Annotated in this window: 14 protein-coding genes and 1 tRNA gene; 11 read left to right on the forward strand and 4 right to left on the reverse strand. The window is 48.0% G+C overall.

Annotated elements, in window-relative coordinates; all coding sequences use genetic code 11:
- Nucleotides 1-56 precede the first annotated feature (56 nt).
- Entirely contained in the window at nt 57-641 is a 585-nt protein-coding gene (gene pth, locus QWY82_RS06220) for an aminoacyl-tRNA hydrolase (protein ID WP_290260693.1), read from the forward strand.
- Between the two features lie 20 nt (nt 642-661).
- Entirely contained in the window at nt 662-1,753 is a 1,092-nt protein-coding gene (gene ychF, locus QWY82_RS06225; protein WP_290260694.1) for a redox-regulated ATPase YchF, read from the forward strand.
- Nucleotides 1,754-1,868: 115 nt separating this feature from the next.
- Here the strand turns inward: ychF and QWY82_RS06230 are convergent, their stop codons facing one another.
- From QWY82_RS06230 to QWY82_RS06240, 3 genes are all read right to left on the reverse strand, one after another.
- On the reverse strand, nt 1,869-2,840 hold the full coding sequence (locus QWY82_RS06230; protein WP_290260695.1) for a DUF2167 domain-containing protein: 972 nt from the start codon (nt 2,838-2,840) through the stop codon (nt 1,869-1,871).
- A 25-nt stretch (nt 2,841-2,865) separates the two neighbouring features.
- Nucleotides 2,866-4,086, reverse strand: coding sequence for a sterol desaturase family protein (locus QWY82_RS06235; protein WP_290260696.1), 1,221 nt, complete (start codon nt 4,084-4,086; stop codon nt 2,866-2,868).
- Nucleotides 4,087-4,251: 165 nt separating this feature from the next.
- The gene (locus QWY82_RS06240; protein WP_290260697.1) at nt 4,252-6,723 is read right to left on the reverse strand and encodes a TonB-dependent receptor; all 2,472 of its coding nucleotides are present in this window, start codon (nt 6,721-6,723) and stop codon (nt 4,252-4,254) included.
- 294 nt (nt 6,724-7,017) lie between these two features.
- On the opposite strand from QWY82_RS06240, the gene QWY82_RS06245 reads away from it, so the two are divergent.
- The 3 genes from QWY82_RS06245 (at nt 7,018) to QWY82_RS06255 (ending at nt 8,688) form a co-directional block, all read left to right on the forward strand.
- Nucleotides 7,018-7,953: a DMT family transporter gene (locus QWY82_RS06245; RefSeq protein ID WP_290260698.1), complete on the forward strand. Its 936-nt coding sequence runs from the start codon at nt 7,018-7,020 to the stop codon at nt 7,951-7,953.
- Nucleotides 7,954-8,024: 71 nt separating this feature from the next.
- Nucleotides 8,025-8,101, forward strand: a tRNA-Met gene (locus QWY82_RS06250).
- A gap of 446 nt (nt 8,102-8,547) precedes the next feature.
- Nucleotides 8,548-8,688 carry a hypothetical protein gene (locus tag QWY82_RS06255; RefSeq protein ID WP_290260699.1) on the forward strand — a complete coding sequence of 47 codons (141 nt, stop codon included), beginning with the start codon at nt 8,548-8,550 and terminating at the stop codon, nt 8,686-8,688.
- A 21-nt stretch (nt 8,689-8,709) separates the two neighbouring features.
- Here QWY82_RS06255 and QWY82_RS06260 read toward each other — a convergent pair whose 3' ends face one another.
- Entirely contained in the window at nt 8,710-9,816 is a 1,107-nt protein-coding gene (locus QWY82_RS06260) for a hypothetical protein (protein WP_290260700.1), read from the reverse strand.
- A 482-nt stretch (nt 9,817-10,298) separates the two neighbouring features.
- Here QWY82_RS06260 and QWY82_RS06265 point away from each other — a divergent pair, with 482 nt between their 5' ends.
- From QWY82_RS06265 to QWY82_RS06290, 6 genes are all read left to right on the forward strand, one after another.
- Complete coding sequence (locus QWY82_RS06265; protein WP_290260701.1) at nt 10,299-10,502, forward strand: helix-turn-helix domain-containing protein; 204 nt, start codon at nt 10,299-10,301, stop codon at nt 10,500-10,502.
- A gap of 76 nt (nt 10,503-10,578) precedes the next feature.
- The gene (locus QWY82_RS06270) at nt 10,579-12,150 is read left to right on the forward strand and encodes a type I restriction-modification system subunit M (RefSeq protein WP_290260702.1); all 1,572 of its coding nucleotides are present in this window, start codon (nt 10,579-10,581) and stop codon (nt 12,148-12,150) included.
- Entirely contained in the window at nt 12,147-13,400 is a 1,254-nt protein-coding gene (locus QWY82_RS06275; protein ID WP_290260703.1) for a restriction endonuclease subunit S, read from the forward strand. The genes QWY82_RS06270 and QWY82_RS06275 overlap by 4 nt, the downstream gene beginning before the upstream one ends.
- Nucleotide 13,401: 1 nt before the next feature.
- Entirely contained in the window at nt 13,402-14,685 is a 1,284-nt protein-coding gene (locus QWY82_RS06280; protein ID WP_290260704.1) for an ATP-binding protein, read from the forward strand.
- A 162-nt stretch (nt 14,686-14,847) separates the two neighbouring features.
- A complete protein-coding gene (locus tag QWY82_RS06285; RefSeq protein ID WP_290260705.1) occupies nt 14,848-15,891 on the forward strand; it encodes a virulence RhuM family protein in 1,044 nt (347 codons plus the stop codon).
- Nucleotides 15,884-18,997 (forward strand): HsdR family type I site-specific deoxyribonuclease, encoded by a 3,114-nt coding sequence (locus QWY82_RS06290; RefSeq protein ID WP_290260706.1) that lies wholly within the window; start codon nt 15,884-15,886, stop codon nt 18,995-18,997. The genes QWY82_RS06285 and QWY82_RS06290 overlap by 8 nt, the downstream gene beginning before the upstream one ends.
- The last annotated feature ends 14 nt before the right edge of the window (nt 18,998-19,011 follow it).

Consider the following 19,011-nt stretch of genomic DNA (forward strand, 5'->3'; position numbering starts at 1 on the left):
TTTGCTAGCTGCCTGACGGCTTGTCTGGCTCTCTGCCTGAATATGGCCCCTGTATTATGAGCGATCCAATTAAACTCATTGTTGGCCTGGGAAATCCCGGCCAAGAGTACGATCGGACGCGACATAATGCAGGGGCCGATTTCGTTTTTGAGCTAGCGCGTCAATTCAACGCGCAATTAGTGCCCGACAATAAAGTCTTTGGTTTAACCGCCAGAATAATTATTGGCAGCCAAGATGTGCGTTTACTCATTCCCACCACCTTTATGAACCGCAGTGGTCAGTCTGTGGCCGCGCTGGCGACATTTTTTAAAATTGAGCCGGAAGCGATTTTAGTCGCACACGATGAATTAGATTTAGCTCCGGGCATTGCGCGCTTAAAAGTGGGCGGCGGTCACGGTGGTCACAATGGCTTGCGCGATATGATTAGCTCGCTCGCCAACAACAAGAATTTTATGCGCTTGCGAATAGGTATTGGCCATCCAGGCCATGCCAGTCAGGTCTCAGGCTACGTGCTAAAGCGTGCACCGTTAGCGGAACAACAACTTATCGACGATGCCATTGCCGATGCCTTGCGCCAAATAAAGCCCACCGTGGCTGGCGACATAGAGGCGGCGATGCGCGAATTGCACACCAAGAAATAAGTGATTTCGAGGAAATAGTTATGGGCTTTAATTGTGGAATTGTAGGTTTGCCAAACGTGGGCAAGTCCACCTTGTTTAATGCACTGACCAATGCGGGTATAGGTGCAGAAAACTTTCCGTTCTGCACCATCGAGCCCAATGCTGGCGTAGTGGCCGTGCCCGATCCGCGCCAAGATAAGCTGGCCGAAATAGTTAAGCCCGAGCGCGTGGTAGCCACCACCATGGAGTTTATCGATATCGCCGGTATCGTCGCGGGCGCGTCAAAAGGTGAAGGCCTAGGGAATAAGTTTCTCGCCAATATTCGCGAAACCGATGCCATTGCTCACGTGGTGCGCTGCTTTGACGACGACAACGTTATTCACGTGGCTAACGGTGTAAACCCTGCGGCCGACATCGAAGTGATCAACACCGAGTTGGCGCTGGCTGATTTGGAAGCCGTTGATAAGGCGCTAAATCGTTATGCCAAGGCCGCAAAAGGTCAAGACAAACACGCCATGGCCATGAAGGCCGTATTGGAAAAAATTCAGCCGCATTTAAATGAAGCCAAGCCCTTGCGCTCTTTTGGCTTGGATAAAGACGAGTTGCTGTTGTTGAAAGAAATTAATTTGTTAACGCTTAAGCCCACCATGTATATCGCCAATGTGGGTGAAGACGGGTTCGAAAATAACCCACATTTAGACGTGGTGACTAAAATCGCAGCCGAAGAAAAGTCTGTGGTTGTGCCAATTTGCAACAAGCTAGAGGCCGATATCGCCGAGTTAGATGGCGAAGATAAGGCTGAGTTTCTGGCTGAAATGGGTATGGAAGAGCCTGGTTTAAACCGCGTTATTCGCGCTGGCTACCAGCTCTTAGGATTGCAGACTTACTTCACTGCCGGAGTGAAAGAAGTGCGCGCCTGGACCATTAAAATTGGCGCAACGGCACCGCAAGCGGCAGGTGTTATCCACACGGATTTTGAAAAAGGTTTCATCCGCGCCGAGACCATAGCCTATGACGACTTTGTTGAATACAAGGGCGAGCAGGGCGCGAAAAATGCGGGTAAGTCGCGCAAGGAAGGTAAGGAATATGTGGTTAAAGATGGTGATGTGTTGCATTTTTTGTTTAATGTTTAATTAGCCGCAAGCCGCAAGCCGCAAGCCGCAAGCCGCAAGCCGCAAGCTACAAGCATAAAAAAGCCCCGCAATGCGGGGCTTTTTTATGTTGCATTATTTGTATTAACGACGGCTTTTACGATCTGGTTTGTTGCGCGTCTTTCTTTTTGAAGATTACATTTTTCAGCCAAATGAGCGGTAAAAATAATAGGAACCAGAACTTCTTGAGGAAAACCAAAGCCACGGCAATTAAGCCTGTCTTGGCCAATACCTTGCCCGCGATGAGGCCGCCAATGCCATAGGCCGCAACTTGGTCTATAGCGGGGTCGAACTGGGTGTAGCGATTGCCGTCGGTAAAGCTGGCCATGGCTAATACGTCGTTGCGCGCGGCTTCAATTTCCGCCAATTGCGGCATGGATGCGATAAAGTTTAGAACCAGAACGCCTTCGCGGCCTAGAATTCTAACGTTGTAGTTCAGCGTGTTTTCCTCCGCGTCGCCGAACTTTAACTCCTTCGCCCAATAGAGTTTATGGGTTTCGGCATCGTAGTAAGGTTGTGCTGCCCAACCGATAAGCGAGATGGCGTCGAAGCCAGCGTCAACCCTAAACGTAGATTCGCTCTTGGTATCGGCCTGCATGTCTTCGAGCAATTCGTCGTAATCAATCTCTGCGGCATCCTCATCGGCCACATGACCTTCGGCTTCGTAGTCGATTGTTACGCCCCAGGCTGCGCCATCAATAGGTGTGTATCCTGCGGGAAATAGCATGCCCCAACCAAGTTCGCTCTCGGGATTGCCCCAAGCTTCCTCCAGCACCCGCTTGGCGTCTTCTGGCGACAAATAATAGAAGCCTTCGGGCACTTCTAAATTGGCAATGCCACCGGGTAGTGCAATGGTGCCGGTTTGGGGGTTAAGCGAGTCTAGAAAATCGACCGCCCATTGTTGGTAGGCCTGTTCTTCGCTGGATAATTCCGTATCTGTTGTTTCAGCATTTATTGTTTCGCTGCTTGGTGTTTCAGGCGCGGCGGTTTCGGTAGTCTGCGCGAAGCTGATGCTGGTTAGACTGGAGATTAGTAATAGGGCAAGGGTTAAGCGTGTAACGTTAAGCATCGGTCGTCCTTGTGTTCAATTATTATTAGGCAATTTTGGTGGCGCGGTTTTTCAACAATAACATAAGTAAGGGTAAATTTAGCGCCAGATAACTGCCGAAGATGAGCGTGGTCGTTAAGGACAACAGTTGCCAGCAGAGTGCGAAGCCTATCACCGTTAATGAATAGCGCAATAGCTCCCAGCGTAGTGAGCCCTGGTCTAGCAAATGGCCGGTGCTGATCAGTGGCAAGGTCACAAAAAGCCAGCCCAGCAACTTTAAACCTATCGCCAAATCGGCGAAGTGAAAAATAAAGTAAAAGCCGGTGATGAGCCCTGCACTGAATTGGAACATCGCGTAGGCTTGCATGACCTTATCGACGGGGGGGTTATATTTCGTAAAGTTGTCGAGATCTGGCTTCGCGAACGGTAGTTTTGATTCCATATCAACAGGCCGCCAACCGGTTGGCATAAACCAAATGCGAATTTTGTCCCAGACACTGTTGCAATAGATGGCATCTCGCAACAAGTACCACCACACCTGAAGGTTAGCCCGCAGCGGGTTCATGGTGTGTAGTGCGCGGCTGACGCCGTAGATGATAGGGGTATCTTTTCGCTCTGCTTGAAAACTGCCAAACATTTTATCCCAGATAATAAAAACACCGCCGTAGTTTCTATCCCAGTAGAGTGGATTCTGCGCGTGGTGCACGCGGTGGTGCGACGGCGTGACAAACCACTTTTCCATCCAGCCACATTTGTCGATATGTTGGGTGTGCACCCAAAATTGATAGAGCAAGTTGAAGCCGGCGCTGGCGACAATGATGTCGGCCGGAATGCCTATGAGGTACAGGGGGATGGCAAATATCCAATCGAAAAAGCCACCGCTGGTTTGGCGCAGCGCGGTGCTTAGGTTGTAGTCTTCGCTTTGATGGTGCACCACATGGCCGGCCCAAAGGCAGTTAATTTCATGGTTCAGGCGATGATTCCAATAGTAGATGAGATCGTAGCCGATGAACGCCACTAGCCAGGTTAACACTGGGTAGTCTTGCCAGGGAATAAGCTCTGACTTGGGTAGCCATTCCGCCATTAGATAGGCGCCTAAGGCAAATAAAATGAGCCGATGGGTGCGCGAGATAACACCGAGCGACATGCTGGCGATGGCATCGTTAAGGCGATAGAACTGGGTGCCGCGCTTTTTATCAACCCAAAGCTCAAGGGCGATAAGGATGAGATAAAAAGGGGCTGCTAAAACAGTAATGAGTTGCGCCATGACGCTACCTCTCAATAGTGTGACGTCTGCTTGTGTGCTAGCTATTGCGTCATTTTTTATTATAAGAACAAACAAGGGGCTCGAAGCCCCTTGTTTGTTTTGCACATCTTCGAACGTTGTTGCCTAAAAACGGTTAGTTAAACGTTGTTCTTAAGCATTGCTACATTAGAAGTTATAGCGCCCTTGGATGCCGTACATACGTGGCATGCCGCGGGTTGCAACAGGTGAGCCTAAGCCATCACCGGTACCGCCGATATCCCACAGATATTCTTCGTCGGTGAGGTTGTTGGCGTACAGCGCAACAGACCAATCGCCGCCGTCATTTTCTAAGGTTGCGCGGGCGTTGAGAATGTTGAAGGCATCGATGGTGTAACCTTGATCTGCGCCGGTGTTGTTAACGCGTTCGCCGGTATAGTTGTAATCACCGCGCAAACGCAAGGCTAAGTCGCCGGCGAAGTGCAGGGTATATTCCGCCATGGCGTTAAACTTGTGCTCTGGCATTGACGACAGAGGCTCACCAACTAAAGTGAAATCTGGTTCATCGCCGGGGAACTGGTTATAACTGGTGTACTCTGTTTTCACATAGCCATAGTTAGCGCCCAGCATTAAATTTTCTGTGGCTAGGAACTGCCAATCAAATTCAAAACCCATGCCCTCTGCGTCAGCATTTTTTACGTTGTAGGTTGGGATGACGCCCTCAGGACCAGATAGCTTTAAAATCTGGAGGTTGTCGTAAGTAAAGGCATAGACCGATGAGTTGAGGCGCATACGGCCATCCATCATCTTCGACTTCATACCGAGCTCAAAGTTGAGTACGTCTTCCGGGTCAAACGCTGGATCATCACCTAGGCTGTTAAAACCACCGGCCTTGTAGCCCTTGGCGATAGAGCCGAAGAACATAGTGTCGTCAGAGGCGATATAGTTGACGACTAGGCGTGGGTCAACAGAGCTCCAAGTGTCATCCTTCTTTTCTGGGTTGGTTGATCCTTCAGGATCTCCAATTTGATCAGCGAAAATCAGGCCAAAAGGTATCGCTGTTGGTGCTCCCGGAATCATATCGGTTGGGACGCCACCTGCAAGTGTTGGGATGAGGATATAATTGGTATAGTTTGATTGAATTTCAAAGTCTTTACTGTCTTGGCTCCAGCGTAAACCTAAAGTGACATCCCATTTATCAGTGAATGAATAGGTCATATCACCATATAAGGCGTAACTTGTTAGTTCACGTTTATTGTGCATGGCTTCCTGCCAAGGCAAACCATCATCATTTGGACCCATATTCGCGTCTACGGCGTTAGTGATGTCAATCTCGGTTAGTGCACCTCCGAATAAAGGAGCAATGTTATTCCGAATAAATCCGTCCATCCCAGCTCTTCTGGGGGTGTAGGTGTTAACGAAATCAGCAGGGTTCGGATAGTTATCTTGACAAATTGGTGTCGACGCCTCAAGGCCCTTTTTACATGTGTCAACTAGGAAGAATGTGTCGAGTGTTAATGTGGTGGCATCAACTAAGTAGGTTTGATCAATCTCATCTTTAAAGTAGCTCGCACCCACAAACCACTTGAGCTTTTCATCCGCATAGTTCAGGCGGAATTCTTGGCTGACCTGATCTTGTTTTTCGATGGTGTCGGTGGTTAAAAAGAAGCGTGGATTGTCTGTGCCGTCTTCCTCTTCGTTCTGGTGGAACTCGTAACCGCGCTTGGCGGTGATAGAGGTGAAGGTGTAGTTATCGAAATCGTGGCTGATGGTTAAGCTGGTGCCGCGAATAGTGCGGTCGTTGTAACCGGCGTTATCGGTGGTGTAGTTGTCGTATAAGTTGTCAGGCGCCAAGGTAAAGCTGGAACCGATGGGGCCGTCTGTGTCTTCTTTGTTGTAATCAGCGCGCAAGGTCACGTCGGTGTTGTCGCCGGCTTGCCACAGGAGTGCACCCACCACGCCCTGATCGTCTTCAATCCAAAGATTGTCGGGTGCGATGCCGTTGGTGGAGGCGTTAGTGATAAAACCATCGCGGGTATTGGTGTAACCGCTAACGCGCAGCGCGACGGTATCGGTTAGGCCGGCGTTGAAGCCAAGCGCGATTTTTTGCTTGTTGTAGTTACCCATCTGCACGTCAACATAACCTTCGGTTTCTTGTGACGGTGCTGTCGTGGTAATGCTGATGGCGCCAGCGGCGGCGTTGCGGCCAAACAGGGTACCCTGCGGGCCTTTCAATACTTCAACGCGATCTATGTCGTTAAAGTTAACCAGAGCGCTACCGCCGTGACCGGTGTAAACGCCATCCACATAAACCGCTACGGCTGGGTCTGAACCTGAACCGAAGTCATTGGTAGAGATGCCGCGGATGGTGAAGCTCGCCTGGCTGGTATCGCCAACGTTGGTCTCTACGCCGGGGATAAAGGTACCTAGGTCGTTAACGTTTTGAGCGCCCAGCTCGCGGATGCCGTCTGCCGCGAAGGCATTAATGGTGATCGGTACGTCGTCTACCGATTCGGCGCGCTTTTGTGCGGTTACGGTGATCTCTTCCAGCGCAAAGTCCTGCGCCAGCGTAGGTAATGCTAAAGTAGAAAGTGCTGTGGCTATCGCCAGCGATAAACTGCTGGGGGCGTAGCGGCGAAGTGTGCTCTTCGGAGAAATCATAATCGGCTCTCTAATTAATGTTATTTTAAGCGTCGTCATCGGTACTATTCTTGTACCGTCGGCCTAACATAAAGGATTTTCCTAAATGTTCAATGACCTTATGAGACTTGTTGGTCACTAATTTAGTACTTAATTTACCGTTTGTGTTCCTTTGCGCGTAAAAAGATACGTTATAAAGCTGCGGTGTTGGACTCTCGTTCCGTCTTTATACCCTTGTTGCCGCACAAGCGAGGCAAAAGGTCTCATTCAGCCGTGCTTTGTACGGGTACCCGCCGATCATAACGGAGATTTTCATTGGATCAAATAACAGGTCGCTGGCGATTGGGCTTATTTTTGGCATTGAGCACGGCGCTCATGTGGGGTTTGTTGCCTATCGCATTAAAAGGGGTGTTGGGCGCAATGGATGCGATCACCATCACCTGGTTTCGCTTCTTTGTTTCGGCTCTGTTGATTGGCGCCTATATCCAAATTAAGGGTGGTTTCCCTTGGCGCAAGTTGGCTGCTCGCAGTATGGCCATAAGGTTCGCTGTGGCCACGGTCTGTTTGTTGGGTAACTTTCTGTTGTACCTGATGGGGCTGGATTACACCACCGCGTCGGCGGCTCAGGTGATGATTCAGGTCGCGCCCATGCTCATGTTGCTATTGAGCCTTTTTTTATTTAACGAGCGCTTTTCCGTCGGTCAGGCTTTTGGCGTACTGTTATTTGTCACAGGGCTTTTACTGTTCTTCAACTTGCGTTTGGAGGAACTCCTTGGCGCCCAGGGGCGCTACGCTTTCGGTGTGTTGCTGGTCTTCGTTGCGGCGTTGATTTGGGCCGTGTACGGCGTGATTCAGAAGCAGTTGCATAAGAGCTTTACCTCGATGGAGATTCTCTGGCTCATATTTGTCGTTGGCGCCGTGGTATTTGCTCCCAAAGCCAACTTCGGTAGCTTTCAGGGCCTAGGCTCGTTTGAATGGATTTGCCTGATTTTTGCGGCGCTTAACACCATTGTTGCCTATGGCACCTTCGCCTATGCCCTACAGCATTGGGAGGCGAGCAGGGTTAGCGCCACCATTACCCTGGTGCCCGTGATTACGCTCTTGGGGGTGCAGCTGACCAACTGGCTCTGGCCGGCCTTAATTGTGGTGGAGCCAATGAATTTGCTTAGTTGGATTGGCGCATCCCTCGTCGTTGTAGGCTCCATGGCCGCAGCGCTATTAAAAGCGCGCACAAGGCGAATTAGCGCTTGACAGCTTCGGGGTGAATTGCCAAAATTCGCGCCCTCTTTGAGCGGCTGAATTCAGCGGGCTTGGGGCGATATGGCTAGATAGCTCAGTTGGTTAGAGCACAGCACTCATAATGCTGGGGTCGGCGGTTCAAATCCGCCTCTAGCTACCATATTTAAAGGCCTAGCAGGTTAGTAACTGCTAGGCCTTTTTTCTTGGGTCACCCATGGGTCACCGCAAAAAATGTGCTTAACCTAATGAGTTTGGTTATGGGCACGTCAAGCGGCGCTGCAAGTAGGTGGCGGTAGGTTTTAGTAGGTTTCAAAACGCTTTTTGGAGCCCTAACTTGAATCACAGCTAGCAACACCCTTTTTGTAAAATTCTCCCCCTCCCGTACGGCACTCACCTTGACGAAAATGCCAACTAGTCGAGCTCATTCGGCTAATCAAATACAGCAAAGGTGATGATATGAGTCAAAAATCTGGATCAAGCAAACCCGTCTCTTCCCAGCCAGGCAATGGTGGTAATTGGCCGAGTAAGTCCAAAGAACCATCGGGTAAAAAACGAGCAAACGCAGTGCCCAAGTAGTAATAAGACATCTCTACAAGGAGTATTAAAATGCCTTACGACTTCGATGCGTCAGATATGGATCAAGAAGAGTGTGACCGCTATGCAGATCTCAATAATCCAAACAATGATTTCGATTTGGATGATTGGGCGGACTGCCACAACCCGAACAACGAAAATTATATAGGGTAGTTGAATGGCGCCTTGCAGTAGCTAGGCGCCATAATAATTTTTAAACTCCAAAGTTTTGGCATGCTCAGCATAGTATTTTTCATATCGCTGCCGGACTATCTCAAGAAATTCATCAGTGTCGGAAGTTGATTTTTCTATTAACTTAGAGATTAGTATCGTTTGCCAATAGGCACGCTGAAAAAGCCATTTTTCAAATAGCGCGGTATTTCCGAAAACTTGATCTAAATACTTGTTGATTGACTTCCAGGTCGTAGGTTCTCGATTCGACTTATAGCAATTGATCTGATTGCGTATATCCTCTCTGTCCCTATTCATTTTTAAACTTAAAAATTCTGCAAAAGCATGCCAGTTATCCCCACAGCCGTGCAGATGGGCCGTATATTGGCGCAACCAAGTCCAGTACCCATCAATTAGCGTAGAGCCCGTGCTTCGACGTATCACAGAGCTAAATACACCACGAGCTCGAATTTCCTGGTTGTCGCACGACAACTCTGCATCTACAGCGGCGCTTATATAGAGCAGTAGATTTAGCAAATAGATTGCACCTGATTCATCACTCAGTACCGCAATGGGTTCATTTTCTTTTCGTAAGCGCAGTGTAATGGCGGTGGGCCCAATTACTGGTTTTACCGATGGGCATGAAAGAAACAGGGTGCCGCGATCTATAGGGTCAAGCTCAGATGCAAGGGCTGCGTTAAGTGCGCCTGACTCTTCCAGCGCCATCATTTTTGCTATCGAGCATGTATAGGGCAATCCCTCTTTAAAATGAAACTGAACTGTCATCCAAGATAGACCGCCCCAACTGCTGTAGTCGGCCATTAAAAACTCGGTCTGCATCCGAACGGCTTCAAGTGGGACGCCGATTCTTTCGTACAGTGCAATGAGTTTACGCCAGGTGCTTGGCGTTGGGTGTTTAGCGCTTCTGGAGCTGAGTTTATCAAGTGTCCTGTAGTCAATTAACTCTTTGGTTTTCGAGTTAAGTAGTTTGCCCATGCTAGGAAAGCCTAGCGCAGGCAGCAAATCATTGAGGTTAGGTAAAAGGTAGCAATAGGTAGATACGCTCTTACCTTTCAATGCTGACTCGGTCGACTTCAAATACCGAGTCACTTGATCTTTAAAGCTAGACAAGGTTGCCTCTTTTCCAAAATACTTTCTTTAGCAATGCTACCCGAATACCTCGGTAAATAAGAGCGGCCCTGTGGTGCCATTCTGGTCGATTTTTAATCGGTCAGAAAGCCAGGCCAATGCCTGCTGAGAACTCAAAATAAAACCGCAGCTAGTCAATAAACGCTGTCAAATTAGGCTGCACTAGCTACCTGCGCACCTTTTTAGAAGTATGCGCCAAATCAGGCCCAGTTCAGCTAGAGCAATGTCCTGCATCCCTTCTCCCGCCTAAGCGCTGGCTTCCAAGCCCACAAGTTCAAATTTTCCCGGCGTTGAACCTGCATAGGTAAAGGGCGCGTCCCTGAGGGTGATGTTGAAAAGTCCAGGGCGGCTTTAATAGTAAGGACGATATAATTCAACTTTAACTAACAAAATGTTAGGTAGATCCATAATACGTGATAGGCTCTGGCGTTACCTAGCAACCAGACACAATTAGAGACACAGCCATGATCCGCTGCCATCTCGCCCGTATGATGGGCGAACACAAGATGCGTGTTGCCGACGTCGCCCGCGAAACCGGCCTTAGCCGCGCCACTATCACGCTGCTCTACAAAGAAACGGCCCAAAAAGTAGATCTGGAAGCCATTGAAAAGCTGTGCCTGCTATTTGAATGCCGAGTAGGCGACCTACTTGAGCTGACGCAAGCATAACCAATATGGCCGGCATAACGGTTGGCCACCAAAACACATCTTTACACCATTTGATTGCATTAAAACGGGAAACACCATGACAAGCACCCAACAACGCGCCGCCCTGCAACGCCAAATCTGGGCCATTGCCAACGACGTGCGCGGCTCAGTCGACGGCTGGGATTTTAAACAATACGTACTCGGCACCTTGTTTTACCGCTTCATCAGCGAAAACTTCGCCCTCTATATCGAAGCCGGTGACGACAGCATTACCTACGCTGAGCTTCCCGACAGCGTAATAACGCCCGACATCAAAGACGACGCCATTAAAACTAAAGGCTACTTTATTTATCCCAGCCAGCTGTTCGCCAATGTGGTCAAAAGCGCCAACAACAACGAAAGCCTCAACACCGATCTAGCCGCCGTTTTTTCCGCGATAGAAAGCTCTGCCAATGGCTACCCCTCCGAGCAAGACATCAAAGGCCTGTTTGCCGATTTCGATACCACCAGCAACCGCCTCGGCAACACCGTTAAAGACAAAAACCTGCGCTTGGCCGCCGTATTAAAAGGCGTGGCAGGCCTAGATTTTGGCCATAATTTTTATGAAAAAAGCGATGCCGCGCAAATCGACTTATTCGGCGATGCCTACGAGTTTTTAATCTCTAACTACGCTGCCAACGCTGGTAAATCCGGCGGTGAATTTTTTACTCCGCAGCACGTATCAAAGCTGATTGCCCAGTTGGCCATGCATAAGCAAAGCAGCGTCAATAAAATTTACGACCCGGCGGCCGGTTCCGGCTCACTGCTGCTGCAAGCCAAAAAACATTTCGACGCCCACATTATTGAAGAAGGCTTCTTCGGCCAGGAGATTAACCACACCACCTACAACCTCGCGCGTATGAACATGTTTTTGCACAACATCAACTACGACAAGTTCAATATGCAGCTGGGCAACACCCTAACAGACCCGCATTTTCTGGATGACAAACCCTTTGACGCCATCGTCTCCAACCCGCCCTATTCGGTGAAATGGATAGGCAGTGACGACCCAACCTTAATTAACGACGACCGCTTTGCCCCCGCCGGTGTGCTCGCACCAAAATCCAAAGCCGACTTTGCCTTTGTATTACATGCACTCAGCTATTTATCCAGTAAGGGCCGCGCGGCGATCGTCTGCTTTCCCGGTATCTTTTACCGAGGCGGTGCCGAGCAGAAAATCCGCAAATATTTGGTGGACAACAACTTTGTCGAAACCGTGATTTCGCTGGCCCCCAACCTGTTCTTTGGCACCACCATCGCGGTAAATATTCTGGTACTGGCGAAAAACAAAACCAGCACCGATACCCAATTTATCGACGCCAGCGGTTTATTTAAAAAAGAAACCAATAACAACACTCTCACCGATGCGCATATTGAAAAAATCATGGCGGTGTTTGATAGCAAAGTGAACGTTGAGCACTTTGCCCTTTCAGTGCCCCTTGAACAGGTGGCCGTTAACGAATACAACCTGTCGGTGAGTAGCTATGTCGAAGCAAAAGATACTCGCGAACTAGTGGATATAACCGAGCTTAATGCGGAATTAAAAACTACCGTCGCCAAGATTGACCAGCTGCGCCAAGAAATTGATGCGATTGTTGCTGAGATTGAAGGTGAGGAGCAGGAAGCATGAGCAATTTAAGCTTTATGGAAAAGCTGCTGGACGGGGTCGAGGTGGAGTGGAAAGCTTTGGATGAAATTGCTATAAAGATTTCTTCTGGAGGTACACCCAAAACTGGCGTTGCTGAATTTTATGATGGGGATATTCCTTGGCTACGTACGCAGGAAGTTGATTTTGGCGAGATCTGGGATACTGGCGTAAAAATTACTGAAGCTGGTGTTAAAAACTCAAGCGCAAAATGGATTACCGCAAATTGCGTTATTGTTGCTATGTACGGAGCGACAGTCGGAAAAATTGGAATCAATAAAATTCCAATGACCACAAATCAAGCATGCGCGAACATAGAGCTAGATGCTGAGATTGCTGACTATCGCTATGTTTTTCATTTTTTATCAAGCCAGTACGAATATATAAAATCACTCGGAGCCGGTTCTCAGACTAATATCAATGCCGGGATAGTTAAAAAGCTTCTGATCCCCATCCCCTGCCCAGACAACCCCAAAAAATCCCTAGAAATCCAAGCCGAAATCGTCCGCATTTTGGACGCATTTACCGCCATCACCGCCGAGCTGACCGCCGAGCTTAACCTGCGCAAAAAACAATACAACCACTACCGCGACCAGTTGTTGGGTTTTGAAGAAGGGGAAGTGGAGTGGAAGACGTTGCCAGAAATGGCTCTTGATTTTGGGCGGGGAAAATCTAAGCATCGACCAAGAAATGACGCGAGACTGTATGGTGGGGATATACCATTTATACAAACAGGCGATATTAGAGCCGCGTCGCACGTTATCATGCAATACAGTCAAACCTACAGTGAGCTTGGCTTAAAGCAAAGTAAGTTATGGCCTATGGGAACGCTGTGCATAACGATTGCGGCCAACATCGCAGAAACATCTATATTGGGCTTTGATGCTTGCTTCCCTGATAGCGTCATCGGTTTTGTCGCTGACCCTAAAAGAACCAGTTCTGGCTATGTTGAATATCTCCTTCAATCAATTAAAAACAAGCTGGAAGAAAAAGGAAGAGAAAAAAGCAGTGCTCAGAGCAATATTAATCTAGCCACATTTGAACAGTTAAAAATGCCATTTCCATCTCTTGCCGAGCAAGCTCGCATCGTCGCCATCCTCGACAAATTCGACGCTCTAACCAGCTCCATCACCGAAGGTTTGCCCCGCGAAATCGAACTGCGCCAAAAGCAATACGAGTATTACCGCGATTTGCTGCTGAGTTTTCCGAAGCGAGATGCAGAGGTGTCGGCATAAAATGAGCAAGAAAAAAGGCCGGTCTAGTAAGCGAGCAAGAAAAATGGAAAACAAGTCGCCAGTTGATAAACAACCGAATATTGGTAAGGGTGGCACGGTGGATGATCAACCCGGAACGCTGAGTAAAATTGCAGAACAACTAAAAGTTTCTGATAAAAAGGTTCAGTTGATTTATGCCTTTAACGGTATGGGCAAGACGCGCTTGTCGCGTGCCTTTAAGGAATTAGTAACCACCCAAACCACCAATAGCAATGACGGAGAAGAGTCTGAGTTATCCCGCAGCAAAATTCTGTATTACAACGCGTTTACAGAAGATCTGTTCTATTGGGATAACGACTTGGAAAATGATGCAGAGCCAAAGCTCAAAATTCAGCCCAATTCATTTACCGACTGGATTCTTAAAGAGCAAGGGCAAGATCGGAATATCGTTACCAATTTCCAGCGCTACGCGAACGATAAGCTTACGCCACGGTTTAATGAAGAATATAAAACTAAGGATAAAGACGACAAAGAGGTTACGGTTAAAGCATTTTCGGAGGTGACCTTCTCCCTTGCACGCGGTGATAATGCGGCCTCTCCCAACTTAAAAATATCCAAGGGCGAAGAAAGTAACTTTATATGGAGTATTTTTCAGACCTTGATTGATCAAGTTATTAGTATCCTCAACGTCGTGGAGCCAGAGCAGAGAGAGACCAGGCAGTTTGATCAACTGGAATATGTGTTTATCGATGACCCAGTAAGTTCACTAGATGAGAATCACTTGATTGAGCTGGCAGTAACCTTAGGTGAGCTCATCAAATCCTGTCAGTCTCAGCTGAAGTTTATTATCACTACGCATAGTCCGCTGTTTTTTAATGTTTTGCACAACGAACTCAATAGCAAGGCGTGTTATCTGTTAGAGCGCTTTGAGGACGGTTCGTTTGCATTGGCTGCAAAGCAAGGCGACTCAAACAAAAGTTTCTCCTACCACCTACATTTAAAACAAACACTTGAGAAAGCCATTACTGAGAACAGTATTCAGAAGTACCACTTTACATTATTGCGTAATCTCTATGAAAAAACGGCCAATTTTCTGGGTTATGACAAGTGGACGGATCTACTGGATACAGCCCCAGGCGACAAACAAGGATACTTAACCCGTATTATTCAGTTCAGCAGTCATCGTACATTGTCCAGTGAAGAGGTTGCAGAGCCAACTAATCCAGAGAAGCAAATGGTTAGGTTGCTACTGGATAATTTGTTAAGCAACTATGGTTTTTTACAGCAGGAACAGAAGCATGGTTGATGACACACAGCTTATCGCCGAGTCGAACCGTTTTATCGTGCTCGATAAATATACCTAAGAATGGAAAGTGGCCGAAAGCTATTAGAGCGAAGGCGGAAGTAATATCAGGCAGGCACTTAGGGACAATCAGTCCCCAGGTAGTCACAGATAGAAAGGAACGTTATGACCAAGCATCTAAGCTTGCAAGACCAAACCACCGAATTTCTGCTTTATACCGCGCCCACAGGCGAGGTCAAAGTCGAGGTGCTGCTGAGTGGCGAAACCCTGTGGCTGACGCAGGAGCGCATGGCCGAGCTGTTTGGCGTTCAGCGCCCTGCGATCACCAAACATCTGAAAAACATCTTTGAAAGCAATGAGCTACAGGAGGAAGTGGTATGTTCCATTTTGGAACATACCACTGAACACGGCGCCATAGCTGGGAAAACACAGACCAGCCAAGTGAAGTACTACAACCTGGATGCAGTGATTTCCGTGGGCTATCGGGTCAATTCAGCTCAAGCCACTCAGTTTCGTATCTGGGCGACTCAGCTCATCAAGGAGTACATCATCAAGGGCTTTGCCATGGATGATGAGCGCCTGAAAAATGGCCGATTCTTCGGTAAAGACTATTTTCGCGAGCTGCTGGAGCGGGTGCGCTCTATACGCGCCAGCGAACGGCGTATTTATCAACAAATTACCGATATTTTTGCTGAGTGCAGTATTGATTACGACTCTAAATCCCTCACCACTCAGCAGTTTTACGCCCATGTGCAAGACAAGTTTCACTATGCCATTACCGGCCATACTGCCGCCGAGATTATTTCGCTGAAGGCCGATGCCAGTAAACCCTTGATGGGCATGAGCACCTATAAAAATGCACCGGAAGGTCGGGTATTAAAATCGGATGCGACGATCGCGAAAAATTATTTAAGTGAAGATGACATCAAAAAGCTGGAGCGCGCTGTATCGGCGTTTTTTGATTACATCGAAGGCATCATCGAGCGCCGCAACACCTTTACCATGGAAAGCTTTGCCGAGAGCGTAAACAAGTTTCTTACATTCAATGAATATCAGATTCTTGATGGGTTTGGAAAAGTGTCGCGCAAGCTAGCCGAACAAAAGGCCCATGCGGAATACGATAAATTTAATAAGCAACAACGCATCGAATCCGACTTTGATCGCGAAGTGGAAAAGCTGCTGCAAAAAAAGGTGTCACAGGATGACTGATTACAAAACCATCGCCGAATCTAACCACTTCATTGTGCTGGATAAGTACAAGAAGGAATGGCAAGTAGCGGAACACTACCAAAGCGAAGGCGACCTAGAGCGGGAGCTGATTCAGGATTTGCAAAATCAGGGTTATGAGTATGTACCCGCGCTGAATAATCCTGAGGCCATGTTGGCTAATGTGCGAACTCAGCTGCAAAGCCTCAATAGCGTCGAATTCTTAGAGGGCGAATGGAAACGTTTTCTTGAAACTTATTTAGACAAGCCCAGCGATACCATTATTGATAAAACCCGTAAGATCCATGATGACTATATTCATGATTTTGTGTTTGACGATGGTCGCATCAAAAACATCTATCTGGTGGACAAGAAAAACATAGCCCGCAACAAGGTGCAGGTGATCAAGCAATTTGAGCAAACCGGCAGCCATGCCAACCGCTACGATGTGACCATTCTGGTCAACGGCTTGCCACTGGTACAAATCGAACTAAAAAAGCGCGGTGTGGCTATTCGAGAAGCGTTTAACCAAGTGCACCGCTACAGCAAAGAAAGCTTTAACAGCGAGCATTCCCTGTATAAATATTTACAGTTGTTCGTGATCACTAACGGCACCGACAGCCGCTACTTTGCCAACACCACGACGCGCAATAAAAACAGCTTCGACTTCACCATGAACTGGGCGAAGGCCGATAACAGCCTGATTAAAGATTTAAAAGACTTTACCGCCACCTTTTTCCAGAAGAACACCCTGCTGAATGTGTTATTGCATTATTCGGTGTTTGACGTCAGCGATACCTTGCTAGTGATGCGCCCTTACCAGATTGCTGCCACGGAACGTATTTTATGGAAAATTGAAAGTTCTTATAACGCCAAGAACTGGAGCAACCCAGAAGGCGGAGGCTTTATCTGGCATACCACGGGATCAGGCAAAACGTTAACCAGCTTTAAGGCCGCGCGTTTGGTCACAGAGTTGGCGTTTATCGACAAGGTGTTCTTTGTGGTGGATAGGAAAGATCTCGACTACCAGACCATGAAGGAATACCAGCGCTTTTCGCCCGATAGCGTGAACGGCTCTGAAAGTACGGCAGGGTTAAAGCGCAACTTGGACATAGATGATAACAAAATCATCGTTACCACTATTCAGAAACTCAACAACCTAATGAAGAGCGAGGGTGACCTACCGATCTACAACAAGCAGGTGGTGTTTATTTTTGATGAATGTCACCGCAGCCAGTTTGGAGAAGCCCAGAAAAATCTAAATAGGAAGTTCAAACGTTTTTACCAGTTTGGCTTTACTGGCACGCCCATCTTCCCCCAAAACGCTTTAGGGGCAGAAACCACCGCCAGCGTATTTGGGCGAGAATTGCATTCCTATGTGATCACCGATGCGATACGCGATGAAAAGGTGCTTAAGTTCAAGGTTGACTATAACGATGTTCGCCCGAAATTTAAGGAAATAGAAACCGAGCAGGATGAGAAAAAGCTGAGTGCGCTGGAAAACAAGCAAGCCTTGTTGCACCCAGAGCGGATTCGTGAAATATCGCAGTATCTTCTGAATAATTTTCGTCAGAAAACCCACCGCCTGCAAGCGAGTGGAAAGGGCTTTAACGCTATGTTCGCGGTGAGCAGCGTAGATGCAGCCAAGCTGTATTATGAAACGCTAAACCAGTTGCAAGCAGACCCTTCGTACAAAAACAAGGAAAGACCGCTAAAAATAGCCACCATCTTCTCGTTTGCGGCCAACGAAGAGCAGGATGCAGTGGGCGACATTCTTGACGAAAGTTTTGAAGTGTCGGCGATGAGCAGTAGCGCCAAGGAGTTTTTAAGCGCGGCGATAGGTGATTACAACGCTTTCTTTAAAACCAATTTCAGTGTTGACAGCAACGGCTTTCAGAATTACTACCGCGATCTGGCCAAACGGGTAAAAGCCAAAGAGATCGACCTGCTGATTGTAGTGGGCATGTTCCTCACTGGTTTTGATGCGCCCACTTTAAATACGCTATTCGTTGATAAAAACCTGCGCTATCACGGTTTGATGCAAGCCTATTCGCGAACCAACCGTATTTATGATGCCACCAAAACCTTTGGCAATATCGTGACCTTCCGCGATTTGGAGAAGGCAACGGTGGATGCCATTACCCTGTTTGGCGATAAGAACACTAAAAATGTGGTGCTGGAAAAGAGCTATAAAGAATACATGGACGGCTTTACCGATGTTGCCACCGGTGAAGCGCGGCGCGGCTTTATGGAAGTGGTGAGTGAGTTGGAGCAGCGCTTTCCTGATCCGGCCAACATTGAAAAAGAAGCCGATAAAAAGGCCTTCGCCAAACTCTTTGGCGAATACCTGCGCGTTGAGAACATTCTGCAAAACTACGATGAGTTTGCCAGTCTGAAAGCTTTGCAAAACCTGGATATAAGCGACCCCGAGGCTGTGGAAGCATTTAAAGCCGAGCATTATCTGGATGATGAAAAGCTGGCTGAACTGCAAACCATACGTCTGCCCGCTGAGCGCAAGGTTCAGGATTACCGTTCTACCTACAACGACATCCGCGACTGGCAGCGCCGACAGAAATCAGCCGAAGATAAAGAAAAATCCACCATCGACTGGGATGACGTGGTATTCGAAGTAGATCTTCTCAAGTCGCAAGAGATTAACCTAGATTACATTCTGGAGCTGATCTTCGAGCACAACAAAAAGAATAAGAGCAAAGCTGACTTGGTGGATGAGGTACGCCGCGTAATTCGTGCAAGCCTGGGCAACCGTGCAAAAGAAAGCCTGGTGGTGGACTTCATTAATCAAACCGACCTAGATCAGCTTGGTGAGAAATCCAGCGTGATTGAGGCATTCTTCTCCTTTGCCCAAGCTGAACAGCAGCGTGAGGCAGAAGAGTTGATTGACGCTGAGAACCTGAATCAAGAAGCCGCGAAGCGCTATATCACAGCATCGCTTAAACGGGAGTACGCCAGCGACGCAGGAACAGAGCTCAATGCCATTCTGCCCAAAATGAGCCCGTTAAATCCGCAGTATCTGACCAAGAAGCAAAGCGTGTTTCAAAAAATTTCTGCGTTTGTGGAGAAGTTTAAGGGCGTGGGTGGGAAGGTTTAATGAGATTTGGGGAT

The organism is Simiduia curdlanivorans, from assembly GCF_030409605.1.
Classification (GTDB): domain Bacteria; phylum Pseudomonadota; class Gammaproteobacteria; order Pseudomonadales; family Cellvibrionaceae; genus Simiduia; species Simiduia curdlanivorans.